Source organism: Blautia sp. aa_0143 (assembly GCF_004167315.1).
GTDB lineage: Bacteria > Bacillota > Clostridia > Lachnospirales > Lachnospiraceae > Blautia_A > Blautia_A fusiformis.
The window spans coordinates 1-21,437 of sequence record NZ_RCXU01000034.1 but is presented as its reverse complement, the minus strand read 5'-3'; the positions used below and the strand labels follow the sequence as shown (position 1 = coordinate 21,437).

Here is a 21,437-nt window from a genome sequence, read left to right as displayed (position 1 = left end):
ATTTTCAATCACTCATTCTTTACAATTCCATCGAAACACATTTCTGGTAGCATTTCTCTTAGGAGTTGTTGATTTTTCTCTATATTCATTGCTAATTTTGTTACTTTTAACGCCTGATTCTTAATTTCAAAATTCAAAGGGTCTTCTTTATAAACTACAAACCAATACAAACTGGTAATTATTTTAGTATATAAAATATCATGCATGTAAAAAATATCTTCATATTTCAACGTGCAATTCAACATAAATACATTAATGTATTTCGCCAACACTAGTAATGTCTGAGTATTAATTTTGCAATCAATTGCTAGGTAATAGCATTTAATTAATTCATACACAATTGGTTGACAAGAATAATTCTCGAAATCTAGAATGCCCGATATTTTTCCATTTTTATTGTACAAAACTTGTTCCAAATGAAAATCACCGTGACTGTTTTGCCAAGTTAAAAGCTTAACATAATCCATCTTTTCTGATTTTAGAGTAATCATTCTTGAGATCTTCCAACCCAATAATTTTTTCATAACAGAATCTTCAATCTGCTTTTTTAATTCTAAGGCCTCATCAATATGTTTATCCAACATATCTCTGTTCCAATAATATCCCTGCTTTCTGTTCTCTGTCGGCAATACAGATAATGCAGCCACAATTGTAGAAAATGACTTAGCCATCTCAAATATGTTTTCATAACTAACAGATTCTATATCTAAAACAATACCATCCAGCCAAGAGTATAAGACATACATATCGTTCGCAATTGTAAAATAAGCTTGTCCATTGTTACTACTGATGAATTCTGGTGTCTGTATACCACATTCTCTCACTTTCATGCAGGCACGTATAATACCATCAAGTCTTTGTACCCCCGTATTTATATTCATTACTTTTAACACATATTTTTTTTCATAACTGCTCACAATATAACATCTTTTATTATACTTATTTATGGTGCAATCATCTATTAGAAAATCATAGTGTGTTTTTAATTCATTCTGTAATCTCGTCATCATTTATCAATAACCTTATAACATATCAACTTGCGTTTATACTTGCTAGGACATGGTTTACTTGTCAATTTCAAATTATATATCTTTATATTATTATACTGTATATTTACTGTCATGCTATGCAGCAAAATATGAAATCCGTCTCTATCAACTTTTTTGAATTATATCGCAGATTGTCTGTGAATATCGATTACATCTATATTCTCTTTATCCAGAAGACTGTCAAATGCTGAAATGCCATACTGTTCGATATATTTCTTTTCTGAATCTGTAATAGGAACAACCATCAGCCATGCCACAGTAACATCTTCATCTGCAAGTACTTGATATTCTGGCCAGAAAACTGGAGACATCAAAACCACATGTTTTAATAATGTATCACTAATGTATTTCTGAATAACATTAGAAATAATCATCCCATGGGTACAAATTTTTTGGTCTCTCACATCAAATGCAATTGTAGACAAAATATTTCCTAGGATTTCAGAGTCCACATTTCCTACAGCCAATAGCTCTACTCTGAGTTTTTTTCATTTACTTTTAACCCTAAGTCTGTTTGATTCAAACCTATTGTTGCACAAACAGGAATTCCTTTAATTACTCCAGAACTACTTGTCATAATATCAATTTATTTTGATTCATCATCATTATAATATCGATCGACACTTGGTTTACCACCAATAAAACCAAGTGCATGTTTTGCGACATTTTTATTATTCATTACTTTCACCTTCTCATATTATTTAACCATAATCCATAAGATTGATTAACGAAATCTATAGAAACAAATATACATCATATGTTCAAATAATTCAATATTTCTTTGCTTATTACCGATAAATTATATGGTTTCTTGTTTTTTAGCAAGGTAATTTACACCAATAGCACGTTTTATGTAATAAATAATATGTTTTCTATCCTTTTATCCCACAATACTCCCAACTCTCCGTATCCAATAAGAGAAATTCCTGTGTTCCAATAGGGCGTCCATCGCGATATGTTGAAAACACATCGCAGGAAATCACATTTTCTTTTCTTGTAATTTTGTCCATGGGCGTGTGTCCGACAACTTGCAGCAATTCATTCTCTTTATACAATTTCATTTTTGAGTACTGTGGTCTGAGCCAGATTGGTGAAGCATCATTCCACATTTCTCTCACCCCAAGTTTATTTAAATCTTCCACAACCATGTCGGCATCATCATATTTTTCTTTCTGTACATGCTCTTCAACAAAATACTTAAGCACTCCACCATGTGAAAATAAAACGTTATCAATTTTATACACATATCGAATTGGATTGTTTTCCGGAACTGTAGCACGAAGCTCTAATAATTTCCTCTGTACAGTAAATGCTGCCATACTGCTATATCCACTTTCCAACTGGTGCCAGAAATAACTTAAATCATGATTTCCGTAGCACCATGCGGTTTCTGGGAATTTCTTTGCAAAACTAATTGCTTCATCATAAGTTTTTTCGTAAAGCTCAACCTGATATTCTTTTCCCCAATCATCCGGAATATCCATTAAGCACACTGCACGTTCGGCAATTCCCCGTCTCATAAGTATCGTGGCCTGCTGAAATATAACTGGTTTTAAATGCACATCAGGTATTACAAGAACTTTCATATCTACCTCCGTATACTTACACATTTATCTATATTTTTCCTTCATTTTAAACTGATTCTAACACACTTTTTTAATCATCTGCTCTGCATTTCCGCCTTTTTAACCTTCTTAATTCTTTTTATCATCATCCACACACTCACACGTGGTATCACATAATATTGCAGCAGGATATGTGTGGCAACCGCCATCAGCACAAAGATTGGAAGCAGCCAGTATATCTGCATTCTCCATACAAAAATCGTAACCAGACTTGCGCAACTTAACCATGTAGCTGTGGCAACCCGGGAATGACCTGTAAAAAAGGAATAATGCAGTAATGATTTATTTCTCAACAGGATATTATTGGCCCCTATTCTTTCTTCTTTTAGCTGTTTTTTCCCATTTAAAAGCATCGCAAACTTTTTGTCTTCTCTTGTAAGCCTGTATGCTGTATACTGATGAACTCCTCTGGCCAGATCTACCGGTTTTACAAATCCGGCTGCTATGTCTTTTATTAACTCATCATTTAATCCGGAATCAACAATATATCTGGATTTATAAGAAACTTTGGCTACCAGCAATTCATCTCTCCATGAAAAAAGAATCTGATAACAGCTGAATAATGTTGCACCAGTCAAAACTGCCACAGTAATCGGTAAATAATATTTTCTTTCTATTCCAAAAAAATCCACAAATAAATCCGTGTGATATGCAAGTCCCATTGCTACGGCAATCACTGTAAGAACTGTAACTACTGCGGTGGATATTGACAGATCATTCTGATGTCTGTCAAAACACATTTTATAAATATGTTTCATTTCCAGCGGTTCAAAACGAAGATCCCGTTCTTTCTCTGAAGCCAGTTGATATTTTTCTACAGTATTTCGCCGGAAATCATAATTAAAAAAATATCGAATTCTGTTTTTTAATCCTTCTGGATAAATCAAAGCGTCTTCAAAACATGTTTTGCACACAGTTTCCCTGATTTTATACAGATTTCTTCTGTTTTTTTCATAGAAATCATGATTCAAATCAAATGTTCCATTCGTCCGCTCATATTCCTGCATAAAAAAAGCAGTTTTTCCATTCTGATCTTTTGAAAGTCCCAGAATCTCTCTGTAATTTTCATAAAACTGGTTAATTGCAATAAGGAAATCTCCAAATACCAATATGATAATCAATGCGCAGCCCCCGGCAATAAAGATTGGCAGAGAATTCCAATAGAATGCTTGCATCAAGAGGCCTATAAGCCCTATAACCAATACACTCCAAAGTATCCAACGGAGTTTCTGACGTTTTGCATTTGCTGCGTGGGTGTCCTGAAAAGTGGTTTTCCTTCGTTTTCCCTTTCGGAATGTATTATATTCACCTGTTCTCAAAGCACTGTTGTAATACTTGCAGCTTACTGTACTATTGGCAAGTTTATCTGCTATTCTTATGTTTGCAATTTTTACCAGAAAGAGCATTATTGTTATGCATGACAGAATTACAGTCATTTTGGCTATCGTCATTCCATTTTCAACGGCCAATGCTTTCCCTGCCCCGCCCTTATTCATACACAGAAAAAAAATCCCTGTAGTTGTGACAACATAAAGTCCTGTCGAAATCACTGCTATAATAATCCGAAATATTTGAAATTTTTTGGTTCTTACTTCAAGCCGCTTGTATTCTTTCTGAAACTCATCATTTCTTATTTCATCTCTAAGCATAAGCAGTTCCTCTGAAATTTTTTCTTCATCTAATGCCTCTGTTTTATAGTCCATAAGTTTGTTCAATAACACAAGAATTTTTGTCCTCATGTTCTCAGCCAATACCTGCATTTTCCCATTAAGCATCTCTTTCAAAACTGCGCCAAATGTATATTGTTCAGATCTGAGATCAATAACAATCTCATCATCTCCTGACAGATTTTTAAATTCAGTCGGACAATACTCCGGTGTAATCTCAATCCTTTCGTCACCTATACGATAATTTCCCATTGGCACTGCACTGTTAAAATCAAAGAATTTTGGAAAATCAACTGTATGTGTAAATTCTGATACCACCAGCAAAATATCTGAAGGTTTCAAGTCTACATAAGCCCATTTTTTCTTATGAAGCAGTTTAAGAAATTCATGAACTCTCCACGCTATATGTAAAATTTCATCTGCTGACTCATTTTTTTTGTCGGCCTTCCAGCTAACTGATTCTTTTATGCATTCGTTTTCACAATAGACAGTTCCGTATCCGTACAATACTTCAACTTTTTCTTCTGCACAGATATATTTTCTTATCTCTTTACAGTCATACAATTTTTTCATAAATTGTATGCCGGATATAAAACGTTCTTTTTGTCTGTTCCATTCTGTTCTCCGGATTTCAGGACAACATAAACTCACCCCCTCAGTTCTTTTTATCGCCTCCCCGGGTAGATCAATCTCCGGATAAAATTCTTTTAATATGACTTGTGAAGTTCTGTTATCTGTCTCTTTTTCTGCCAGATAACAAAGGCAGGAAGCGCCCTGCTCTCCTGTTTTAAGCAGATGAAGAATTGTGTATGAATACTTTTTTCCTTCATCATTATTCAAATAGAGTTTTGTACCATGTCTCAGTGGGACTCTTTTCTTCATCGCCTTGATATTCCTCCAATCGCCTGGATAATATTTGGTAATATTCTGTATTTTTTAATATCAGTGCACTTTCTGGTCTTTTATCAACACTGCTCCGTGTGCACCACGAAAACAGAATCATAATTAGTTTCTGAGTTTGTTCTTCATAATTTTCCGTATATAGTATAAATTTCTTTTTCCATTTATCATTTCTTAAAAAATTAATATCTGGATTACTTTCTGTAACCCATATATAAAACTGTATCATAAAAAAATAAAGATCGCAGGTAGATTCCGGTACAAATTCCGTACCGTTCAGGCATGCCTTCTGATATTCGGGTGGAAATAACGGATTTGTCCAGCCATACTCTTTTTCATTCCAGTTACTCTGATTGCAACACCATACTTTATTATGTCTGTGATACTTCGAAATACAGTCTATACCTCCTATTAGATTTTTCAGACATTCCTGCTCACTGATTTTTCTCATAAATTATTTTCTTTTTACCTCCTGTTCTGATTGCTATTAAAATATGTTTACTTTATCCTAGCACAGGAATTATCATAGGTATTCTTCATTTCCGTTTTTTTATTTTTTTCGTCAAAATAGTCAAAAAATTCATTTTAAATTTATATATTTTTCTGATTGTACATCCCAAAATCCATTGTTATAATGAAATAGCTTTTTGTCAAATATTGTATTTACCAGTCAGAAGGAGGTCACTGCTATGCCAAATATTAAAGACTATGCTTCAAAATTTAATTATTGGAACGCAATTCGAAGTTATGTTGAAGCCAATGCTTCTAAATACCATCTCGAACCTCCTGTTTCTGACGATGCACTGCTTGATTTTCTTAAAAGCATGTCTCCTAATCTCGGAAGAGGTGAAGGCTCTGAGCGTGAAGACTTCAATAAATATATTAAAAAGCGTCACGAAAACAACTGTTCCGCATCTAAAAGGCACAGCATTTTACGTCTTTGTTTCGCACTGGCTATCGACTCCATCAATGGTGCCAATGCTTTTCTGATGAACTATATGTGTGAAAAAGAGCTCAGTCCCAGAAATTTAAAAGAGTTCATTCTCCTCGGGGCGATAAAATGTAAACTTTGCTGGAAAGATGCCATGGTGCTTTTTAAAGAATACAGTAATAAAATTGATCAATCCATCGCCCCCTCTGATTATGCTCCAGGAAAAACTCTTGCAGTATATAAAAATTATATTGAAAATATCCATACTATTGACGACTTAAAAGCTCTTCTTGAGACGGATCAACTGCGTGGCTTTTTTGCCTTAACAAGAAATACTCATTATCTGGCCTTATTTGATGATATTGACTGGCCAATTTCCTGCGATATTCTGGATCTAATCGAACTTAAAGAAGATTCAACTGATTATTCCATTACCGCTTACTACAAAAACATGTTTGGTTTACATTCAATTGATGGCGATATTGGAGATAACTTTCTTTCAGAAGAACAGATTGGTAAACTTATTCCGTTATTTCCCGATGTTTTTGTAAGCGAAAAATTATTTGCTTCCATAGTGAAGCGCCATCGTGAACTGGAAGTGCCTTCTGGCACTTATCTTCTTCATCTGCTTCTGACAATAAATGCACACAAAACAATTAATGAATTTGATTCTATCAGCCAGGAAGAATACGATGCAAATTATAGAAATGCCGGAGTTGATCTTACCGTTCGTGAGAAGTTCCTTGACGATTATCTTAACAACAGCTTAGTTTCTGCCGGTTTTCCTGGATTAAACCCAGCGAGAGGTTTTGACCGCCTTGTTATTGATGCATATGACAATACAATAAAAGAACTTGATACCTCTCACATAATAAACGAAGAAATCCGTAGAAAACTGCTTTATAATATAAGGGAATATCTTCAGACTGGTTTATGATTCGTCTAATCATTAACAGTATCATAAAAAACACCTCTTTCCCAATTTCTCACAATAAATATGTTTGTTTGGGAATAGGGATAGCAAAATATGACCTTTTATACAAAAAAAGCCGGAAACCATTTGTTTTTCAAGGTTTCCAGCTTTTCGCCAAAGCGTGCGTTAGAGGTTACTGCGTGCCAGTGGCACGCGTTTAGCAACAACCGCAACGGAGCAGAGATCGAACCCGTTCGAGGCCGACCCGGATTTGAACAAAAAATAAGACACAGCTTAACGCTGTGTCTTATTTTTATTAGCGTGCGTTAGAGGATTCGAACCCCCGACCTTTTGGTCCGTAGCCAAACGCTCTATCCAGCTGAGCTAAACGCACATCTTTGTTGCTTTTCCTTTGTGATATTTCGTATCACCGCTGCAACAATATGTATGATACTCTAAGACCTATAAAATGTCAAGGGTTTTTTGAAACTTTTTTTGATTTTTTTTAAAAATATTTTTTATTGCTATTTTTGATGCAAAAGCAACAGTTTTTTAATTCCGTCTAAGTGCCTCGATCGGGCTCAGTTTCGCTGCCTTTTTCGCCGGATAGATTCCGAAGAACACACCTACTGCACAGGAGAACAGCGTAGCCGCCAGGATGGTTCCCGCACTGATCCCAGGTGTGATGGTCATTCCCATACTGCTGCTGATCACCGCACAGATCACATAGCCGCCTGCAATCCCCAGCACAATACCGATCAGCCCGCCTATGATCGTCAGGATCGCCGCCTCCGCAAGGAACTGTAACATAATAGACGAGGTTTTTGCTCCAAGGGATTTCCGGATACCGATCTCCCTGGTACGCTCTGTGACGGACACCAGCATGATGTTCATAACACCGATACCACCTACCAGAAGGGAAATTCCTGCAACAAAAGAGATAAACGCAGTCACCATGCCAAGCATCTGGTTCATGGATTTCATGACATCCTGGAAGCTCTGTACCTGGAAATATTCATCTCCGGCACACTGGTGACGTCTCTCAAGAAGATTTATGATCTTGTCTGCGACCGCCTGAGAATCCAGACTCTTATCAGCCTGAACTATGATCTGATAAAATTCTCCGCTGCTTCCGGTAAAGTCGTCCATGGCCGTATAAGGCACATTTATGGTCACCGGCATTCCATCGTAAGTATAGCTGACAAAGGTTCCGTTCTCTTTCTGTGTGGTGACTCCGCAAATGCGGAATGTCTTGGTCAGATCATAGCAGGTAATGTCCAGTGTCATTCCCACTACATCATCCGTTCCGAAAAGCCTCTTCGCATCGGCATCGGAGATCACGCAGACGTTTTTTCCCTCTTCGATCTCCTTCTGCCCGAAATAGCTTCCGTACTTCACAGAAGCATTGTCCACCAGCTTGGCATCCTGGGCCTCCCCGGTCACTGTAAGATTAAAATCACCCTTTCCGGTTACGGTCTCGCCTGTATAGGAATCTGAAACATTAACACCTTCCACGCCATCCAGCTCCCGGACTGCATCAATATCTTCCGGCTCGATCCAGACCTGGTCTGCTATGGCATCATCACTGCAGTAAACAGCGATCTGGCCGCCGCCGATATCATTGATCTCGCTGTTCATCTGATTCTTCGTACCCTCACCGATGGACACAATGGCGATCACAGATGCGATACCGATGATGATCCCTAACATGGTGAGAAAGGATCTTCCCTTATTGGCCATGATATTATGGATCGCCATTTTGATATATTCATAAATATTACTCATCGGCAGTCTCCCCTGTCTCTGCTGCACTGTCACTGTCTGCCGCTGCTGCCTCTGCCTTCATTCCCTCTTCCAGGGAGCCCAGATCCTCGATGACCTCATCTCCGGCTTTAATGCCATCTGTGATCTCAACAGAGTCCTCGGAACTGATTCCTGTTGTGATATCCTGCTTCGTGATCACACCATCCTTCAGCACATAACAGAAGGAACCATCCTTGCCGATATTTACCACGCCTGCCGGAAGTGTTACCACATCCTCTGCCTTTTCTGCATAGATCTTTACCTTCGCATCTACTCCCAGAAAAATATCCTTGTCCGGCTTGTCGATGCTCACTGTGGCAGAGATCAGTGTGGAGCCCTTTTCGTTGGTTGTCGCAATGTGACTGATCTTAGTCACCTTGCCGGTATATTTCCTGTCGCCAATGGTAATGTCCGCATTCTGGCCTTCCTTTACCTTATCGTAGTCATACTTGGACACATTGATATCAACGCTGACCTTATCTGTATTCTGCAGGGTAAAAAGCTCCATTCCCTGTGTTGCCGCTGCGCCCTGCTGGACTGCTGATTTGGAAATGACGCCGTTAAAATCCGCCGAAATGCCTTTCTTTCCTTCTTCTACCAGTTCTTTCGCAGATTTTGCATCCAGCTCAGTAAGATTGTTGCTGACACGCATTTTTTCTTTCTCTTCTTCTGTAAGGCTGGCAGAATCCGCCTCTGCAATGGATTTCTGGGAAGCAAGGTCCGACTGCAGATCCGCCAGATCAGAGGTTGCCTGTTCGATCGCATTCTCAATGGCAGAAGTATCCACTGTACTTCCTGCAGAAGAAGCATCCGCAGATGCATGATCTGTCAGCCCCGATGTTTCCTCTGAAGCTCCATCGGTAACAAAATCACCGGCTGCACTACTGCTGTAATCGGAATACTCCGGCATTTTTGGCTGGCTGACCTTCTTATCCTCATAAGCTTCCTTTGCTTCCTGGCAGGTGATCTCTGCCTGACTTCTTGCTGCTTCCGCTTCATCCAGCGCCTGGGCATTCTCATCGCTCTGCTCTGCCTGCCACTGTGCAAAAGCCATCTGATACCTGGTATCTGCCTGATTATAAGCATTCTGTGCCGTTACATAATCGGAATTCAGCTGTCCCAGCTCCTGCTGGTACTGCGGAAGTGTCTCATTCTGATATGTAGTCAGCGCTTCTGAATACGCTCTCTGAGTCTCTGCATCCCTGGCAGCCTGGGCCTCTGCCTTTGCCTGGGTCTCCGCCTGAGCCTGGGCCTGCGCATCTGCCGCAGCCTGAGCCTGTACAGACGCCAGCTGTGATCTCAGGGAAGCCAGATAATTCTGCTGCTCCCTTACCTGCTGTTCCAGACTGGAAACCTTTGCTTTTGCGCTGTCCTGCTTCTGCCGGGCCTCATTGGATTTATTGATGGAATTTTTGTAATCATACTGTCCGGACTGTACATTCAGCTCTGCTTTCTGATTATCCCTCTCCAGATCCTTCACTTCAAACTCTATCAGCTTCGTTCCCTTTGAAACCGTATCGCCTTCTGCGAAGGATACGCTTTTGATCTGTGCGTTCACAGGAGAATAAAAGGTCTTCTGCTCATCACTGACAACGGTTCCGGTTGCATCTACGATCTCCCCCACATCTCCTGTCTCCGCTTTGGTAACAGCAACCTACGGAATCTGTGATCCCCCGCGGCCTGCACCTGATGCCGCATAAATACCGCCTGCCACAACAGCCACTGCTGCCACACCGATCACAATCTTTTTCCCTTTTTTCATTCTTAAGCCTCCTCGACAAATTCCTCATTGATCGTATCTGATTCAATTTTTCCATCCATGATCCGGACCACACGTCTGGCCTGAGCCGCAATCCCATTATCATGAGTGATCAGGATCAAGGTTTCTCCTGATCTGTGCATTCCCTTCAGGATTTCCATAATTTCCCTGCTGGATGCAGAGTCCAGATTTCCCGTTGGTTCATCTGCCAGGATCACCGGCGGCCTGGCTGCGATAGCTCTGGCAATAGCCACACGCTGCTGCTGTCCCCCTGACATTTCGTTTGGCTTATGGTCCATACGTTTCTCAAGTCCAACTTTTTTAAGAGATTCCACAGCAAGCTTTCTTCTTGTTTTCCGGTCGATCCCACGATAGATCAGAGGAAGCTCCACGTTTTCCAGCGCCGTAAGATTTGCGATCAGATTAAAGCCCTGAAAGATAAAACCAATCTCCTTATTTCGTACCACCGAGAGATCATTATCCTTCATTGTGGATACATCTGTTCCATTCAGATAATATTTCCCGGAGGTGGGGACATCCAGACAGCCCAGCATGTTCATAAAGGTGGATTTTCCGGAACCGGACTGTCCGATAATAGCCACAAATTCACCCTTATGGATCTCCAGATTCACATGATCCAGCGCCCGCACCTCATTTTCTCCGGGATTGTAAACCTTGCACAGATCTACTACCCGTACCAATGCATCTTCCATAATAAAATTACTCCTTGTAAAGTAAATCAGTCCCAGGCAAGCCCCTCCTCTGCTTATTGCTTTTCGCCATTGAAACAGAGAGCTTCCCTGATCAGGTTAAAAATACAGAGCGAAGTCTGCAGGGGATACTGCTGTTTCTCGTCGGAACGCTCCAAGCCAAAACAGCAGCAGGCAGACTGCTCTGTCATTTCCGGGAAACCCCCGCTCATTGATCTGTAACGAAAAGATTACCTGAATGTCTTCAAAACTGACGCACATTTATACATCTGTTTATGCATCAAGTAAAAATGCCTTATATGCCTTGTATGCCTCATATACATCCGCCTTGCTGGTAACCTCCCACGGAGCATGCATACTCAGCACTGCCACGCCACTGTCGATAACCTCCATTCCGTAAAGTGCCGCAATATAAGCGATGGTTCCGCCTCCGCCAAAATCAACCTTTCCAAGCTCTGCTGTCTGGAAAGCAACATTGTGATCATCAAAAATCCTGCGAACTCTTGCAACGTACTCTGCATTGGCATCGTTGGAACCGGATTTTCCTCTTGCTCCGGTGAACTTGTTAAGAACGATACCGCGTCCAAGATATGCTGCATTCTTTTTCTCAAAAGCCTCACCATAGGCCGGATCATAGCCGGCACTTACATCGGAAGAAAGCATGCTGGAATTACGGAGAGCTCTTCTTAATGCAAGCTCGGAATAGCAGCCCATTCCGTCCAGAAGCTCTGCCACGCTGTTCTCAAAAAATCTGGACTGCATGCCTGTGGCACCAACGCTTCCGATCTCTTCCTTATCTACAAGGAGACAGCAGCCGGTACGCTTCGGTGTCTCCTCCATCTCCAGCATTGCCGCAAGGGATGTGTAAGCGCATACACGGTCATCCTGTCCATATGCTGCGATCATGCTGCGGTCAAGTCCACAGTCTCTTGCCTTTCCTGCCGGAACGATCTCCAGCTCTGCTGAAAGAAAGTCTTCTTCCTCAATACCATATTTCTCATTTAAAATCTTCAGCACATTCTGTTTTACCGCATCCTTTTTTGAATCATCCGGAAGCTCTGCAAGAGGTCTGCTGCCGATCAGGATATCCAGCATCTCACCCTCAATAACCTCTGCTGCCTTTTTCTGGAGCTGTTTTCCGGAAAGATGTATCAGAAGATCTGTGATGTAAAGTACCGGATCCTCCGCATCCTCGCCAATGCTGATCTCCACAATGCTTCCGTCCTTCTTTGCAACAACACCATGCATGGCAAGAGGCAGTGTCACCCACTGGTATTTCTTTACACCACCATAATAATGAGTATCCAGATAAGCCAGATCCGTATCCTCGTACAAAGGATTCTGCTTAACATCCAGTCGCGGAGAGTCGATATGTGCACAGAGAATACTCATACCTCCGGAAAGCTCTTCGGTTCCTACATGAAACAGAGCAACGATCTTCTTCATCCCTACCGCATAAACCTTGTCACCGGCCTTGATCTTCTCGCCTTTTTCAAGCTTCGCCTCAAGAGATTCATATCCGGCAGCCTCTGCTTCCTTTACGATTTCTGCAACACATTCACGTTCTGTTTTTCCTTTATCAAGAAATTCTCTGTAAGCCTTTGCAAGCTTCTCCATTTCTGTCTCTTCTGCTTCCTTATAAGAAAGCCATGCATTTCTTCTTTCCATTTTAGTGGTCCACCTTTCTTTATAGCTTCCGGCAGCTGCCGTTTCTCATCATATTATCTGCAATCTGTCTACTATTATAGGTCAAACATTTACGAATTTCCACCGCAATTCCCATTCTTTACAAAATCTTTATGATTCGTTATAGTAGTTCTTAAGAATTGACCCTGTATCCAAAATTTTCAGGTATCTTACACACGGAAGGCTTTCTGTTTCACCGTAAACTTTACCTGTATGCTCCAACAGGGCAAAGGAGGAAACAACATGCAAGCATCTGCTCAGCTAAAAGAGCTTCTTCACAGCATCAACCGCAAAAGCTATCCTGCATACAAGTCTCTGCGGGGTGCATACCAGTTTGACCGTTATATTTTGTCCATTGACCACGTGCAGGGGGATCCTTTTGCCTCTCCCTCTCACATCAGTGTGAAGCTTTCCCACCGAGACACCGGATTTCCGGCAGAATATTATAAGGATTCCCTGACCCGCATCACACTGGGAGACTTTCTGAACCGCCAGTTTGAACAGCAGGTAAACCGTTATACCTTCCGTGCAAAAGGCTCCGGAAAAAGCGGCCTGATCTCAGTAAGCCACTGTGGTCAGGAGGTTCTTGCACGTACCGCCTGTGAAATAACGGAAAAAGGCATCACTGCCCGTTTTTTCATCGGTTTCCCGGCCAATGGCAGAACCATCAACTCTCCCGAACTGGAAAAAATCCTCTTCGATTTTCTTCCGGTCTGTATTCACAAGGCATTTTTTTACCGGAATCTTGACCCGGAAGCGCTGAGAAAAGCCATCTGCCTTGCCGAAGATCAGGCATTTATCCGTCAGGAGCTGAAAAAACGTTCTCTGGCTGCCTTTGTCAGTGACGGCGCTATCCTCCCCAGGGAAAGCGGCATCTCTTCACGCCCGATGAAAAACTCTGTTCCTTTTGTTTCTCCGGAAAGCCTGAGGGTTTCCATGGAGCTGCCCCACAGAGGAACCATCACAGGCATGGGCATTCCCTGCGGCATCACATTGATCGTAGGTGGTGGCTACCATGGCAAATCCACCTTACTTAACGCACTGGAGCTGGGAATTTACGATCACATTTCCGGCGATGGCCGGGAGTATGTCATTACCGATCCTTCTGCTCAGAAGCTTCGCTCTGAGGACGGCCGTTTTATCAAAGATGTGGACATTTCTCTTTTTATCAACGATCTTCCAAATAAAAAAGACACCCTCTGCTTTTCTACAGAGGATGCCAGCGGCAGCACTTCACAGGCTGCCGGTATCGTGGAAAGTATGGAGGCCGGAAGTAAAGTCTTTCTCCTTGACGAGGATACCTCTGCCACCAACTTTATGGTCCGTGATTCCTTCATGCAGCGGGTGATCTGCCGGGAAAAGGAGCCCATCACTCCATTTCTGGAACGTGCCCGGGATCTCTATGAAAAGGCAGGGATCTCCACTATCCTGGTTGCTGGAAGCTCCGGAGCTTTTTTCCATATTGCGGATACTGTGATCCAGATGGATAATTATCATCCGGTGGACATCACAGCAGTCACCAAAAAGCTCTGTCAGGAATATCCTCTCTCAGACATTGAGGCCCCTGCATTCCGCCTTCCGGAAAGCCATCGCATCATGACCAGGGCCAAAGTGGCTCCATCCCGCCACAGCCGTCCCGGACAGCCGGAAAGACTGAAAACCAAGGTTCACGGCAAAGATGGCTTTTCTCTTGGAAAAACCGAAGTGGATCTCCGCTATGTGGAGCAGCTGATCGACTCCGAGCAAACTGCATCCCTAGCGTTGCTTCTGAAATATGCCTGCGAACATCTCATTGACGGAAAACGTTCTCTGCCGGAGATCATCACTTATCTGGATACTCAGCTGAAAAGGCAGGGATTGTCCTTCTTCTCGGAAGGCTCTTATATTCCATGCGGTTATGCCATGCCCAGGATCCAGGAAATATATTCCTGCTTTAACCGCTATCGCAGGCCGTAGCTGTGCCTGAAGCTGTATATCCAATAAATCTCAGACAACAAAAAAACGCTGCCGATAAACATTGGAAATCTTTATCTCCTCTGTCATTCGGCAGTTTTTTTCTGCAATGCAAAACCACCGTCCTGTCGGCTCTGTCTTGCCAATGGAACGGTGGTTTATCTTCATACATATTTTAGGGAAAGGAAAGAGTTTTTCTTAAGAGCTTCTGTTCTCTTAAGATGTTTATATCATACAGGATAAATGTGAGAGAAATTTGTACAATTTCTAATAAATTTATAAAATTTATTAACGAAGTCTAATCATTTTCCAAAATAATCCTGCTGATCATTATTTACCATGGTCTTCCAGAAAAATCCGAAATATTACAGCCGTTTCTTTCGCTTTTTAGTCGTGTCTCTGCTCTTTGTTATCATATGTCTCACAGAATCTAGCAGCAAAAGCCGGCGGCTCCTGATGCGCATACAAATGAGAAATATCTCCAAAAGAGCTCATACGGAAGGACGCGATCCCTTTTCGCCTCTCCTCTGTAACAATGGTGCTCACCGATGACGGCGCCGCACAGAAATTCTGCAGCATCACCAGCGGAGAGATACTGAGAAGATAGCTGATGAGTACACAGCTTACACCGAAATGGCAGAAAAACACAAGCGTATCTTCATTGGCTTTTTCTGCTCTGTAATAATGTCCTTCCCGCACATAGCCATGCTCTGCCAGAACTTTATCAAAATTCTGTGTGACCCAGTCATACTCTTCTTTCATTTTTCCCTCTCGCAGGATGTCATTATCCCACCAACGGTCAAAGCTGTAGAAATTTTCAATCTTCGTCCAGTCCTGGGGAAGCCAGTCCCAGGGAATGATCTTTTCCCCATGAAAATCCGGTCTTCTGATCTTTACGTCGAATTCTCTCAGCCACTTGCATTCTGTAGCTGTTCTTCCGTTTTTCTTCAGTGTGCAGGATGCGGTATCCTTTGCTCTTCCAAGCGGAGAAACATAAAAATCCCTGACATCAAGAGCTGCGATCTTTTCAGAAAGAAATTCCGCTTCCTTCCAGCCCTTTTCGGTCAGGGAATCTATTGTGTAATCCGGGTCTCCATGTCGTATAAAAAGTAATTTCATCTTTTGGTATCCTCCATTTCATAACCTGGATTTCCATTATATTCTTATTTTTTCAGTTGTCAATTCCTGATAGCTTCTGCTGCTGGGATCAAACCTGATCCGCAGTTTCTCCATGGAGCACAGCCTGCTGCTCCCTCAGCTCATAAACTGCCTTTTTCAATGCCTGAAAGCTCTCCTCACTGATTATGTGCTCGATCCTGCAGGCATCATGAATCGCTGTTTTTTCCTGGACTCCCAGTATCATCAGCCAGGAAGAGATCAGCTGATGACGTTCATATACCTTATCGGCAATCTTATGTCCGTCCTCTGTTAGACGGATATCTCCGTTGTCGGCTACTGTGATGAGATTTTTCTGGCGAAGATTCTTCATGGCAACACTGACACTCGGTTTCTTAAAGCCCATCTCTGCCGCGATATCCACAGCTCTTACAAGAGAACTCCTGTTTCCAAGGATCAGGATCGTTTCCAAATAATCTTCAGATGATTCATTTGATCTCACGTTATTTACACCTCCCTCGGTTTGTTAAAACTAACCAAGTTAATCATAACATACTTTAGGAGAATGAGCAATGGTTTTTAATGCTTTCTGTTTAGTTCTGCCTCAATTGCCAGAAGGCACTGGCTGGAACATATCTGCAGAATTCTAGAAATTTCCAGGAGTTTTTCCCTGGAGCAGTTTCCCCGGAGCAGTTCACAATATCCCTGAAATTTCATCTGTACCAGGATATGTACCAGCTCGTGATCAACTTCTTGTCCACATTCCTTTTGAAAACGTTCATTAAGGATCTGCTCCATTTTCGTACAGGCATCCTCACGGAAATTCACATATCTGGTACCTTCAGCTCCATCTATGAGGATTTTTGCGATGTCCCTGTTTTCCCAGATAAATTCCATAAGTATCCTGTCATATTCTTCCGGATGCAGTTGTTTTTCCTGATCCGTAAAGTCTCCCATGATCCGCTTCAGATCCTCTACCGTCTCTTCCACGATTTCTTCAAAAAGAGCTGCTTTACTTTCAAAAAAGAAATATAGCGCTCCCGTAGTCACATCTGCTTTTTTGCAGATCGCACGAAGAGAAGCCTTCAGAAATCCCCTGTCTCTGAATTCTTCCTTCCCCGCTTCCAGAAGTCTGCTCCGCACAGCATTTTCTGATTTTTCCATATTTTACGCACTCCATCATTTTTCCTGCATTCCGCTTTGCAGGAAAATTCCGCTTATTTCTGACCAGCTGTTAATTTTTTAGCAATCTGATCTTACTGATATTTTACCTTAAATCGCTGAAAAAAGAAAGTATTTTGTACCCCGTGTCAATCTGTCATCGGGGAATCTCCACGGTCTGTAACGATTTCATAGCCTACAGACTCCACACGTCTGGTAAGGCACCCTCTGCACTCTGCTGCTTCCTCGCCTGTACAGATCTTGTTATCATAAAGCTCATACTGTTTACGGTTCTTCACCGGAGAAAGATTGGGCATTACTACATTTGCACCCGCCTGAAAACCCTTTTCCCTGCCTCTGGGGTCCAGGGTCCCCAGTGCTGTGGTTGCCGGAAGAAGTACCTGTGGAAGCAGGATCCGGATGACAGACAGCAGAAACAGTGTCAGGTCCACACTTCCTGCCGGTTCCTCTGCAAATTTCGTATCATGGTGCGGGACAAATGGTCCGATCCCCACCATATGCGGATTCAGGTCTTTAAGAAAAACAAGGTCTTCCGCCAGATACTCCAGCGTCTGTCCCGGCGCACCTACCATAAATCCGGCACCTATCTGATATCCCAGTTCCTTCAGGGTATAAAGACACTGTTTACGGTTTGCAAGACTTAAACTCTCCGGATGAAGATAACGATAATGTTCCTCACTGGCCGTCTCATGACGGAGTAAATAGCGGTCTGCTCCGGCATCTTTAAATCTCTGATAGCTTTCTTTTGATTTCTCCCCAATGGATAGCGTGATCGCACAGTCCGGATATCCCTGTTTGATGGGCCGGATGATGTCAACCATCCGGTCATCATTAAACCATGGGTCTTCCCCTCCCTGGAGCACAAATGTCCGAAATCCCAGCTCATAGCCATTCTCGCAGCACTGCAGGATTTCTTCCTTTGTAAGGCGGTAACGGCTGGCATTCCTATTAGAACGGCGGATCCCGCAGTAATAGCAGTCATTTCTGCAGTAATTGGTAAATTCTATCAGACCTCTTGTATATATTTTATTTCCAAAATATTTTTTCTGTATACGGACAGCCTCTTCCCGAAGCAGACGAACCGTATCCGGATCCTGGTATAAGTGCAGAAGTTCCGGATATTCTTCCTTTGTCAGCTGTCCTTCTTTTATAAATTTTTCAACGATCCCCATACTTTATCTGTCCTTCTCTTTTATTTACAAAACTATCTGTAAAAAATATTTTATCACAAAAAAACAGATATTGCACAATATAAGTATACATGCAATATCTGTTCTTACAGAATGGTTACTGTTCATTCCGTTCTCAGTAACACAGAATGATCCAATTTTTATTTAATAAGATCCTTTACAACCTCACCGGCAATGATCAGTCCCACTACGGAAGGCACAAAGGCATTACTTCCCGGTACCTGACGTCTCTGAGTACATTTTCTTTCTGTTCCCGGAGGACAGATGCAATGAGACTTGCAGCTGATCGCCATATCATCAATTGGAGTCATTGGCTTCTCCTGTGAGTAAACCACCTTCAGTTTTTTGATTCCTCTTTTTTTCAGTTCACGGCGCATGACCTTTGCAAGGGGACAGACGGACGTTTTATAAATATCTGTCACTATAAAACCTGTTGGATCCATCTTATTTCCGGCCCCCATAGAGCTGATGATCGGTGTTCTTGAAGCCTTTGCCTGCTCTACGAGCATCAGCTTTCCGGTTACAGTGTCGATCGCATCGACTACATAATCATACTGGGAAAAATCAAAGGAATCCGCTGTCTCCGGCACATAAAATGTTTTGTGGATATTTACAACTGCATCCGGATTAATTTCAAGAATACGTTCTCTGGCCACGTCAACTTTATATTTTCCTACGGTCTTTCTTGTTGCGTAAATCTGGCGATTGATATTGGTGAGGCATACTTTATCATCATCAATGAGATCCAGGGTACCTACGCCACTTCTGACCAGTGCTTCCACCGTATATCCGCCAACACCGCCAATTCCGAATACTGCAACTCTGGAATTTTTCAGCTTTTCCATTCCTTCTTTTCCGATTAATAATTCTGTTCTTGAAAACTGATTCAGCATTTTCTGACTTCTCCTTATATTCTTTCCATGTATATTTATACTGACAACGGATATATTTTTTATATCTGTCCGATTTGTTTTACAACTGTCAGGATTCTATCATGGGAAAATAGCCTTGTCAATATCCCTACCAATAAGCTAGGAATATTTTCCCGTTTTCATCAATAAATTTTATGATACAAAAAAAGATCCCTAAAAAGGAATCTTACTGATACTGCGGGTAGCCGGACTTGAACCGGCACGGAGTTGCCCCCGAGAGATTTTAAGTCTCTTGTGTCTGCCTATTCCACCATACCCGCATATTCAATTAATTTGTTCAAAAATGGGGCCTATAGGGCTCGAACCTATGACCCTCTGCTTGTAAGGCAGATGCTCTCCCAGCTGAGCTAAGACCCCAAATATGAACGACCCAGAAGAGACTCGAACTCTCGACCTCCGCCGTGACAGGGCGGCGCTCTAACCAACTGAGCCACTGGGCCATACAAAATATAAAACTTTTAAAATGGACCTTCGGGGACTCGAACCCAGGACCGACCGGTTATGAGCCGGTTGCTCTAACCAACTGAGCTAAAGGTCCAAAAAGCCGATGATCGGACTCGAACCGATAACCTGCTGATTACAAATCAGCTGCTCTGCCAATTGAGCCACATCGGCGTATTAAACACCAAATGTTGAATCGAGTCAATGAATATCCAGTTTAGTTTTAAGTGACTCCAAGGGGATTTGAACCCCTGTTACCGCCGTGAAAGGGCGGTGTCTTAACCGCTTGACCATGGAGCCATATTTCTTTTTTATGTTTCGCTGTTTTGTATTTCCCTCAGCGACGAGTTAAATAATACCATACCTTTTTTATAATTGCAAGCTTTTTTTTGAAAAATTTCAATTTTTTTTACAAAGCCGGAAAACAGGCCGAAAAGCCTTATAAAATGGGCTTTCCAAGGGTTTGTATTTCCTTTCTCAAACCCTACCCGGGAAAATTTTTTCTGTTTTTTTCAAACATTGACATTATTTTTTCTCTGTATATAATTGAAAGTATGATGACTTAAAAAATCATATGAAAGGATGACAATAATGAAAGTTTTATTACTCAACGGCAGTCCTCGCAAAGAAGGCTGCACTTATACAGCTCTTACAGAGATCGCAGAAACCTTAAAGAAGAACGGTGTGGAGGCAGAAATCTTCCAGGCCGGGGATCCTTCTCAGGAAAACGTTGCTGACGCAGCTGCCATTATGAAAGAGGCTGACGCCCTTATTGTTGGTTCTCCGGTTTACTGGGCTTCTCCTTCCGGACAGATCATCGAATTCATGGATAAATTCGCTTCCAAGGCCGGAAAGGATATGATCCACAAGCCTGCCGCAGCTGTTGCTTCCGCAAGACGTGCCGGTACTACTGCTACTCTGGATGTTCTGATCAAATACTTTACCTATCATCAGATGCCTGTCGTGTCCGGAAACTACTGGACAATGGTTCACGGCAATACCCCGGATGACGTCAGAAAAGACGCTGAAGGCCTCCAGATCATGCGTACGTTAGGCAATAACATGGCATGGCTGTTAAAATGTATTGAAGCCGGTAAAAAGGCCGGTATCGACGCTCCGGAGACAGAGCAGAAGATCATGACTAATTTCATTCGATAAGCCAGAATTTCTCTGTCATAGCTTTATAAATTTATTGATTATCTCTAACAGTCAATATTTCTATTTGTAGTTACAAAAATAAACGTGCAGATATAAATATATCTTATTTATATTTATATCTGCACGTTTTTACATCCTTATCCTGTCACAGATCAAGCATAAAAAAATCCCATAAACTTTACATTTACAGGAAACAAAAAAACTCCCCCTGTTGGACTCGAACCAACGACACTGCGGTTAACAGCCGCATGCTCTACCGACTGAGCTAAGGAGGATTACTTAAATATTTAATTAAGGTTTGTACCTTAAAAACTACATACATGCTTGTTGATCGTTAATCAAACTCTTGAATCAATTCTTAACCTGCGTTTCTTGGTCAAGCCCTCACCCGATTAGTAACAGTCAGCTCCATGTGTTACCAC

The 21,437-nt window shown here is 41.8% G+C and carries 16 protein-coding genes, 8 tRNA genes and 1 pseudogene; 3 read left to right on the top strand and 22 right to left on the bottom strand.

All coding sequences use genetic code 11. The annotated features are described in order from the left end of the window. Positions 1–8: 8 nt before the first annotated feature. From EAI83_RS14825 to EAI83_RS14805, 5 genes and pseudogenes are all read right to left on the bottom strand, one after another. On the bottom strand, positions 9–917 hold the full coding sequence (locus EAI83_RS14825; protein ID WP_161206388.1) for an aminoglycoside phosphotransferase family protein: 909 nt from the start codon (positions 915–917) through the stop codon (positions 9–11). A gap of 251 nt (positions 918–1,168) precedes the next feature. Continuing rightward, positions 1,169–1,522 (bottom strand): annotated as a pseudogene (locus EAI83_RS14820) (suppressor of fused domain protein); the annotation flags it as partial. A gap of 399 nt (positions 1,523–1,921) precedes the next feature. Next, positions 1,922–2,635 (bottom strand): metallophosphoesterase, encoded by a 714-nt coding sequence (locus tag EAI83_RS14815; protein ID WP_129975920.1) that lies wholly within the window; start codon positions 2,633–2,635, stop codon positions 1,922–1,924. A gap of 74 nt (positions 2,636–2,709) precedes the next feature. Further along, positions 2,710–5,223: a protein kinase domain-containing protein gene (locus EAI83_RS14810; RefSeq protein WP_129975918.1), complete on the bottom strand. Its 2,514-nt coding sequence runs from the start codon at positions 5,221–5,223 to the stop codon at positions 2,710–2,712. Beyond that, the gene (locus EAI83_RS14805; RefSeq protein ID WP_129975916.1) at positions 5,174–5,692 is read right to left on the bottom strand and encodes a hypothetical protein; all 519 of its coding nucleotides are present in this window, start codon (positions 5,690–5,692) and stop codon (positions 5,174–5,176) included. Before EAI83_RS14805 ends, EAI83_RS14810 begins: the two co-directional genes overlap by 50 nt. Positions 5,693–5,930: 238 nt before the next feature. On the opposite strand from EAI83_RS14805, the gene EAI83_RS14800 reads away from it, so the two are divergent. Next, positions 5,931–7,109: a hypothetical protein gene (locus EAI83_RS14800; protein WP_129975914.1), complete on the top strand. Its 1,179-nt coding sequence runs from the start codon at positions 5,931–5,933 to the stop codon at positions 7,107–7,109. A gap of 296 nt (positions 7,110–7,405) precedes the next feature. Here the strand turns inward: EAI83_RS14800 and EAI83_RS14795 are convergent. From EAI83_RS14795 to EAI83_RS14775, 5 genes are all read right to left on the bottom strand, one after another. Then, positions 7,406–7,479 (bottom strand) — tRNA-Arg (locus EAI83_RS14795). A gap of 158 nt (positions 7,480–7,637) precedes the next feature. Beyond that, positions 7,638–8,870 carry an ABC transporter permease gene (locus EAI83_RS14790; protein ID WP_015527479.1) on the bottom strand — a complete coding sequence of 411 codons (1,233 nt, stop codon included), beginning with the start codon at positions 8,868–8,870 and terminating at the stop codon, positions 7,638–7,640. After that, complete coding sequence (locus tag EAI83_RS14785) at positions 8,863–10,512, bottom strand: efflux RND transporter periplasmic adaptor subunit (protein ID WP_243113519.1); 1,650 nt, start codon at positions 10,510–10,512, stop codon at positions 8,863–8,865. Before EAI83_RS14785 ends, EAI83_RS14790 begins: the two co-directional genes overlap by 8 nt. 140 nt (positions 10,513–10,652) lie before the next feature. Next, complete coding sequence (locus EAI83_RS14780; RefSeq protein WP_021650257.1) at positions 10,653–11,360, bottom strand: ABC transporter ATP-binding protein; 708 nt, start codon at positions 11,358–11,360, stop codon at positions 10,653–10,655. Positions 11,361–11,630: 270 nt separating this feature from the next. Next, positions 11,631–13,025, bottom strand: coding sequence for an aminopeptidase (locus EAI83_RS14775; protein WP_059086179.1), 1,395 nt, complete (start codon positions 13,023–13,025; stop codon positions 11,631–11,633). 261 nt (positions 13,026–13,286) lie between these two features. On the opposite strand from EAI83_RS14775, the gene EAI83_RS14770 reads away from it, so the two are divergent. Beyond that, complete coding sequence (locus tag EAI83_RS14770; protein ID WP_129975912.1) at positions 13,287–14,999, top strand: ABC-ATPase domain-containing protein; 1,713 nt, start codon at positions 13,287–13,289, stop codon at positions 14,997–14,999. Positions 15,000–15,383: 384 nt separating this feature from the next. On the opposite strand, the gene EAI83_RS14765 is transcribed toward EAI83_RS14770, so the two are convergent. The 11 genes from EAI83_RS14765 to EAI83_RS14715 form a co-directional block, all read right to left on the bottom strand. Further along, entirely contained in the window at positions 15,384–16,115 is a 732-nt protein-coding gene (locus EAI83_RS14765) for a histidine phosphatase family protein (RefSeq protein ID WP_129975910.1), read from the bottom strand. A gap of 88 nt (positions 16,116–16,203) precedes the next feature. Beyond that, complete coding sequence (locus tag EAI83_RS14760) at positions 16,204–16,614, bottom strand: metal-dependent transcriptional regulator (RefSeq protein WP_021650250.1); 411 nt, start codon at positions 16,612–16,614, stop codon at positions 16,204–16,206. A 77-nt stretch (positions 16,615–16,691) separates the two neighbouring features. Continuing rightward, on the bottom strand, positions 16,692–17,276 hold the full coding sequence (locus EAI83_RS14755) for a TetR/AcrR family transcriptional regulator (RefSeq protein WP_114002081.1): 585 nt from the start codon (positions 17,274–17,276) through the stop codon (positions 16,692–16,694). A 146-nt stretch (positions 17,277–17,422) separates the two neighbouring features. After that, positions 17,423–18,466 (bottom strand): [FeFe] hydrogenase H-cluster radical SAM maturase HydE, encoded by a 1,044-nt coding sequence (hydE, locus tag EAI83_RS14750; RefSeq protein WP_021650248.1) that lies wholly within the window; start codon positions 18,464–18,466, stop codon positions 17,423–17,425. A gap of 158 nt (positions 18,467–18,624) precedes the next feature. Further along, entirely contained in the window at positions 18,625–19,377 is a 753-nt protein-coding gene (locus EAI83_RS14745) for a tRNA threonylcarbamoyladenosine dehydratase (protein WP_021650247.1), read from the bottom strand. 215 nt (positions 19,378–19,592) lie between these two features. Continuing rightward, positions 19,593–19,676: transfer RNA gene (locus EAI83_RS14740), tRNA-Leu, on the bottom strand. A 24-nt stretch (positions 19,677–19,700) separates the two neighbouring features. After that, positions 19,701–19,773 (bottom strand) — tRNA-Val (locus tag EAI83_RS14735). A 9-nt stretch (positions 19,774–19,782) separates the two neighbouring features. Continuing rightward, positions 19,783–19,856: transfer RNA gene (locus tag EAI83_RS14730), tRNA-Asp, on the bottom strand. A 24-nt stretch (positions 19,857–19,880) separates the two neighbouring features. Next, positions 19,881–19,954: transfer RNA gene (locus tag EAI83_RS14725), tRNA-Ile, on the bottom strand. A 4-nt stretch (positions 19,955–19,958) separates the two neighbouring features. Beyond that, positions 19,959–20,031: transfer RNA gene (locus tag EAI83_RS14720), tRNA-Thr, on the bottom strand. 54 nt (positions 20,032–20,085) lie between these two features. Next, a tRNA-Glu gene (locus EAI83_RS14715) sits at positions 20,086–20,157 on the bottom strand. A 291-nt stretch (positions 20,158–20,448) separates the two neighbouring features. Between EAI83_RS14715 and EAI83_RS14710 the strand changes: the two genes are divergently transcribed. After that, positions 20,449–21,015 (top strand): flavodoxin family protein, encoded by a 567-nt coding sequence (locus EAI83_RS14710; RefSeq protein ID WP_022426346.1) that lies wholly within the window; start codon positions 20,449–20,451, stop codon positions 21,013–21,015. Between the two features lie 202 nt (positions 21,016–21,217). Here the strand turns inward: EAI83_RS14710 and EAI83_RS14705 are convergent. Then, positions 21,218–21,290: transfer RNA gene (locus EAI83_RS14705), tRNA-Asn, on the bottom strand. Positions 21,291–21,437: the final 147 nt, after the last annotated feature.